7 protein-coding genes are annotated in these 6,045 nt (G+C 31.7%); all 7 read left to right on the top strand.

Annotation, left to right across the window (positions count from 1 at the left end; all coding sequences use genetic code 11):
- Window positions 1-560, top strand: a 560-nt coding sequence (locus HHU12_RS27350; protein WP_205960005.1) for a transposase, incomplete at its 5' end; no start/stop codon positions are given.
- A 5-nt stretch (window positions 561-565) separates the two neighbouring features.
- Window positions 566-934, top strand: a complete 369-nt coding sequence (locus tag HHU12_RS35965; RefSeq protein WP_394353211.1) for a transposase family protein — start codon at window positions 566-568, stop codon at window positions 932-934.
- Between the two features lie 478 nt (window positions 935-1,412).
- The gene (locus HHU12_RS27340) at window positions 1,413-1,721 is read left to right on the top strand and encodes a hypothetical protein (protein ID WP_169659919.1); all 309 of its coding nucleotides are present in this window, start codon (window positions 1,413-1,415) and stop codon (window positions 1,719-1,721) included.
- 211 nt (window positions 1,722-1,932) lie between these two features.
- The gene (locus HHU12_RS27335; protein ID WP_169659918.1) at window positions 1,933-3,414 is read left to right on the top strand and encodes an autotransporter outer membrane beta-barrel domain-containing protein; all 1,482 of its coding nucleotides are present in this window, start codon (window positions 1,933-1,935) and stop codon (window positions 3,412-3,414) included.
- A gap of 29 nt (window positions 3,415-3,443) precedes the next feature.
- Window positions 3,444-4,334 (top strand): hypothetical protein, encoded by an 891-nt coding sequence (locus tag HHU12_RS27330; protein WP_169659917.1) that lies wholly within the window; start codon window positions 3,444-3,446, stop codon window positions 4,332-4,334.
- Complete coding sequence (locus tag HHU12_RS27325) at window positions 4,327-4,887, top strand: hypothetical protein (protein ID WP_169659916.1); 561 nt, start codon at window positions 4,327-4,329, stop codon at window positions 4,885-4,887. The genes HHU12_RS27330 and HHU12_RS27325 overlap by 8 nt, the downstream gene beginning before the upstream one ends.
- Entirely contained in the window at window positions 4,865-6,043 is a 1,179-nt protein-coding gene (locus HHU12_RS27320) for a hypothetical protein (protein ID WP_169659915.1), read from the top strand. The genes HHU12_RS27325 and HHU12_RS27320 overlap by 23 nt, the downstream gene beginning before the upstream one ends.
- Window positions 6,044-6,045 lie beyond the last annotated feature (2 nt).

The raw sequence follows: 6,045 nt of genomic DNA, 5'->3' as shown, positions 1-6,045 counted from the left end.
AGGCTAATAATATGCCTTATCATGAGGATGGTGATTATTATTTATGTCCCAATGATCAAAAATTAGAATGGTATCGGCAGTTTACTAAGACTCATAAGGGCGGTCATGAAAGTATTATTCACGAATATAAATGTAAAAAGTGTGATAGATGTCCAATAAAAAGTAAATGTACAGCAGCTCAGTACAGGAAGATAGCGATATCCGAAAACGCAAATAGACTACGTGCTAAAGCTACTTATTACCTCAAAACAAAAGAAGGGAAAAAGAGAAGTAAAATGAGAGGACATGATATTGAAACTGTTTTTGGACATTTAAAAAAGAACCTCAAATTTGACTCATTTCGTCTTAGAGGAAAGAAAAATGCAAATACAGAAATGCTGTTATTTACTATATCTTATAACCTGATGAAGGTACTAAAATCAGGGTTTTTATTACGAGGAGAGCAACTAATAGGTCTTCTTTGTGCTTTTTTATCTCTTGGTGAAATATGGGTTGAAAAAATATACTCTTCATTTTTAAACTGTTTATATTCATACGATTTAAAAATGAAGAGTAATTAGGAGTTTTGAAGGTTTTGCGAAATCCCCAAGGAAGTGTACATGATAAAAGTATATGGGATGATCTAGTGATTAAAAAATCCTCTATAAATATACTTGTTGATTTGGGATTTTTAGGGACAGATAAAACGCATGAAAATATTATTCTTCCATATAAAACATCAAAATATAAAAAAACATCTAGTCTACAGAAACAGATAAATAAGGGGATATCAAGTTTGAGAATCAAAGTTGAACATGCTTTTTCAGGAGTAAAAAGATTAAAAATTCTAAGTCAAAAAATATATCTCAGGTCGCCTAACATATATGACCTTTTAATAAAGATTGGTGTTGGTTTACATAACCTGAGAGTTAAATTTAGGACTATAAATAATTAACCGTGATAATGTTTAATATTATTTTAGGGTTAGTCAATTCAATAATATTAACAACAATAATAAAGGTACTATGACATATTTAACATAACTTTCAGGAAAGTTTAGATGACTATTTTAATAATTATTTAACCAAAAAACGACTAATTTAAATAAGCCCTCTATCTATAATATGTAGTAATTGGTGAAACTCTGTTAATACAACATTGAATTGAGAAGTCTTTTTGTATCATTAATATTATAATCTTTAACAATTCAATGGTGAGATACAAACTGTTTTGAGTAGTTATTAAACTAAACATTCTCTATTTATGATAGAACTAATATTTTTCATTAATGTTTTCTTGTTATCATAAGGAACAACTTGATGAAGTTCAAAATTCTGTTATATAATTCCAATCAGCGATCCACAGTTACTTATGCAGAAGAGAACTAGAATAGATCATCAAAAACAAAAAATGTAATTTTTAAATATATCAAAATGAGCTATAAAAATTGTTTTAAAGGATTTAGTTTATTCTTTTTCTTCATCTTTTCAACTACAGCACTTCAGGCACAAGATCATCAACAGGATAGTATGTCTAATCAAACTACCTACCAAATAGAACAAAAGGTTTTGAAGGAAATAAAAAAAGAAGAAAAGAGACATAAAAGAGAAATAGAAGAAGAAAAGCACCGTCATGCAGCGGAAGCAAAAGAAGAAAAGAGAAAACATGAAGAGATAGTAGCTGAAAACGATAAAAAACGGAGAGATGAGGAGGAGGAAGACAGTAAAAACGAAGGTAATTAACTTTAGACAAACTAGGTCGCTCAAGAATATAAGTAAGTTTATTGGGTTTCAGTATTGTTAAACCTTATCATCTCTAAAATTTGAGAATAATAAGTAAAGATGAATCAGGTGAATAATTCCAAACTGATGTTTAGAAACTGGGACTTATATGTTGAAGAATTAGCAAATTATTTTAATGATGAGGAAAATATTTTTTTATATCCATTTTTTTATGCTCGCTAATGTCATTTACGGACAGGAAAACGTAACGAAATACGGTACCAATAGCGGTCTTAATAATTCAGGAACAAATTCGACTATAATAGGCTATAACTCAGGTTATGCAAATAGAGGTAATTATAGTTCACTATTTGGAAATTATAGTGGAATGAGTAATTCCGGAGCGAAAAGCACCCTGATTGGGTATTATAGCGGATTCAAAAATACAAGTGATCAAGCAATTGCAATTGGTTATTACAGTGCTTACAGCAGTACTGGTTTCAGTAATATTATGATAGGTAACAATAGTGGTCATTCCTCTTCGGGGCAAAATAATGTGATGTTGGGACATTCCAGTGGTTTTAGTAATAATGGTAACTATAATACGCTAATTGGTAGTTCCAGTGGTTATCTTAATTCAGGTTCAAACACCACCATGGTAGGGTATTCTAGTGGTTATAATAATACTGGCATTAATAACTCTCTTATTGGGAATTCAAGTGGGTATGATAATACAGGTAATTACAATGTAATGGTAGGAAATGCAAGTGGTAAAGAGAATGAAGGAGATTTTACGGTCTTTATAGGTAACTCTAGCGGCTATAATAATATTGGAGATAACAGTACAATGGTAGGGTATTTCAGTGGTTATAATAATGAAGGTTATAATTCGACAATGTTGGGATATAATAGCGGAAAAAATAATGAGGGAAATAATTCAACTCTAATAGGAAAATCTAGTGGATATTCTAATAAGGGAAATCATTCAACTTTGATAGGAAAATCTAGTGGTTATCATAATAAAGGTCATAATAATACATTTATAGGTAGTAAAAGTGGTCAATATAATTATAGCGGAGCAAATAATACTTATGTAGGGACTGAGAGTGGAAAACATGCTTCGGGTTCTCATAATGTATTTTTAGGTTATCAAGCAGGGTTTAATGAATCAGGAAATAACAAGCTCTACATTCATAATAATGATAACGAAGCTCCTCTAGTTTACGGTGAATTTGACACCCGCAAGATAACATTAAATGCTAAAACTAGTATAGGGAAAAATAGTACAATACCAGAAGGATATGAGTTTTCAGTTGCAGGAAAAGCCATTTTTGAGGGTGTGCAGGTAAGAACAGCTGGACAATGGCCTGATTACGTTTTTGAGGAGAGCTATACGCTTCGATCTTTGGAAGAAGTAGATCAGTTTATTAAGCTTAACAAGCATTTGCCTGATATACCATCTGCCAAAGAAATGGAGAGCCAAGGAATAGGTGTGGCAGAAATGGATGCAAGTTTACTGCAAAAAGTTGAAGAACTAACATTATACTTAATTGAGCAAAACAATGAAGTTAATGCTATTTCTACTTTAGTAGAACAACAAAAAGAACAGCTAGAAGATTATAAAAGCAGGATTGTTGAGCAGGAAAAATTGTTGAAGCAACAGTCAGAGGTGATAGAGCATTTGTTAAAGCGTTTAGACTTACCCAATAATTAAGTATGATGAGGTTGAAGTATATATTCATAATGGTAATAGCACTTTTGTATTCATCGGACTCTTTCTCAAAAGTGATCTATGTATCTTCCTTGTCTGAATCCAATGATCTTGGGGGAATGTCTTGGAATAATGCCTACAAAGATCTTGCTTCTGCCTTGGGAGAAGCTACTGCAGGTGATGAGCTATGGGTGATGAAAGGGGTATATAATTCATCATCTGATGAAAGTCTGATTATTCCATCATCTGTAAAAATTTATGGAGGTTTTTCAGAAAAGCTGGAAACATCGATAAGTGCTAGAAACAATTATTTTGAAGGAGAACAAAATGAGACAATCATTATTGGTAATATCCGATTTGGGCAGAATGTAGAATTAAATGGTTTATCATTGAAATTATTAGATGGATTATTAATACCTGAAGAAAACACCAATTCATTATTGATGGAAGACCTCAATATTTTTCCAATGGATATTGAAATCAATGATGATGATATATTATATGTCGATACAGAGGCAGTAGAAGATGGAACAGGAGAAAGCTGGAATTCCCCATATCGTTCATTAAAAACGGCAATTGAAAATGCTCAGTCTAATGATAAGATCTGGGTGAAAAATACTACCATATATAATGTGGATATAGAAGAGTATATGATTCCGGAAGGATTGAGTATTCTGGGAGGTTTTAAAGGTAACGAATTAAATGAAAGTCAAAGAAAGTTGAATGAGGATTTTAATGCTTATACTAAAATAGAAAATACCGATACTGATATTTTTACAATTGAGAAAAATAATAAAAAGTATACTATTAATGGTTTTTTGATTTTAAGAAAGTCCTCTTCAGAAGCAGATAAGTCATATATGTTACTATCTAATAAAGGGTATTTTACAATTGTCAATAGTAAAGGAAATGATGATGATTAACCTTTTAAAGAAAAGCATAGCGTTGGGTATTCTTTTGATCTGTTTTTCCTGTAATGGACCTCAAGATTATATCAGCTGGGTAGAAAATCCTCAAAATGATCTGATTCAAACAGAAAAATCTGGAGATATTCAATATAAGGTGAGTTGTGTACCTCCACGTTACAAAGCTTTGAGAAAAAATGGATTGGAAGGGTTTAAGTCTAAAAGATATTTTCAAGACCTGGAAGAATTAAAGGGTACAACTTCTTTCTTGATTGATATTACATTGCCTAAAGCTTTTATTGAATCTTATACGCCTACAAAGCTGAAGGATTATATCGCTTTTCAGCTTGGAGGAAATTGTAGTCTGCAACAGGGTGAAAAACGCTTTACAACAGAATACTATACGATTGAGTCTGGTTTTGCAAAAAAAAATTCTTACCGTCTTAACCTTTTGTTCCCTGCTCAAGAGTTGGATGAAGAAGAGGAGTTTCTGCTGATCATTCAAGATAAATTATTAGGAAATGCACAGTTTAACTACTCATTAATAGATGAAAAAGAATATTATTTCTAAAAGTAGTTTACTATTATTTTTTCTTTATCTCTTATTGAATTCCACTATTTATGCTCAAACAACTGAAATGCCAGATGTTGAACAGCATAAGACAGAAGCACTAGAGGAAGGAAAAAAAGAACTGAAAGAGAAGTTAAAGAAGAATCAAGAAATACAGCAATTTCAGGCTGAATATAACTCCAAGATGGATTCTATAGAATATTATAAGGAGACCTATTTGAATTTGAAATTGTATGAAAATAAAGTAGACTCTCTTGAAAACTTGCTGAGGCAAACTTCTACAAAGCATGCTAGAAAAATTCTAACACAGAAATTAAAAAAGCTGGAAAAGAATCACGATTTCAAGAAGGCCAAAGAAAGTATGACATTTTTAGATTCACTCTACAGAAAAAACAGATCTAGATATAAAGAACTAGATCTGGGTCCAATTAGAAAAGTCAGGGAAAGTTTAAAAGAGACGGAGAGCTTACTAGAGAATGAAGAGATGGAAAACTATTTAGCCTCCAGATTGCCTTCTTTAAGTGATTCACTTCCTTTGAACAGTTTGAACGGGATGAATAATGATCCTGAATTAATTCTGAAAGAGAAAAATAAACTGATTAAAAGGGCGAAAAAGGAAATGAAAATTGATGACGTGGAAAACCAACTTAGTTCTTTAAAGAAAAAAGAAGATGAGGTGAAAGAGTACATCATCAAAAATAAAGGAATGACACTTCCTGAATACCTTTTGGGAAGTTTTGATATAAATATGCTCAGCTACGAACCTTTGTCTTTCAATTTGGAACCTACGCTGGGAGTAAAACTAGGTTATGGCTGGTCTGTTTTTGCTGGACCGGCATTCAATATTAATTATGAAAATGAGGTTATCAGAACACAATGGGCATTCAAATCCTCTTTGAAGTATAGCAACTCGAAAATAAGATATCTATCAATAGGGGTAGATTATTATATTTCTGAATACAACAAGGAAGGTATTGTCTATGAAAATGATATTAAACAGCTGGAACATACAGTGTTAGTAGGACCTGTTTTAAAGGTGCCTCTGTTTAATCTGGTAACAATGACTTTTTCTGTAAAATACAATGTACTGCAGAATGACAATAATTTTACAATGAATGACAAATGGAATTTTAGCACAGGCTTTTTAACTTTTTAAAA

Source organism: Flammeovirga aprica JL-4, assembly GCF_012844305.1.
In the GTDB taxonomy this organism is placed as follows: domain Bacteria; phylum Bacteroidota; class Bacteroidia; order Cytophagales; family Flammeovirgaceae; genus Flammeovirga; species Flammeovirga aprica.
This window is presented reverse-complemented; position numbering and strand designations above follow the sequence as displayed.

Coding starts and splice junctions, on each gene's coding strand:
- HHU12_RS27340 (WP_169659919.1), top strand. CDS start 1,413: ATGAGCTATAAAAATTGTTTTAAAGGATTTAGTTTATTCTTTTTCTTC.
- HHU12_RS27335 (WP_169659918.1), top strand. CDS start 1,933: ATGCTCGCTAATGTCATTTACGGACAGGAAAACGTAACGAAATACGGT.
- HHU12_RS27330 (WP_169659917.1), top strand. CDS start 3,444: ATGGTAATAGCACTTTTGTATTCATCGGACTCTTTCTCAAAAGTGATC.
- HHU12_RS27320 (WP_169659915.1), top strand. CDS start 4,865: ATGAAAAAGAATATTATTTCTAAAAGTAGTTTACTATTATTTTTTCTT.
- HHU12_RS27325 (WP_169659916.1), top strand. CDS start 4,327: ATGATTAACCTTTTAAAGAAAAGCATAGCGTTGGGTATTCTTTTGATC.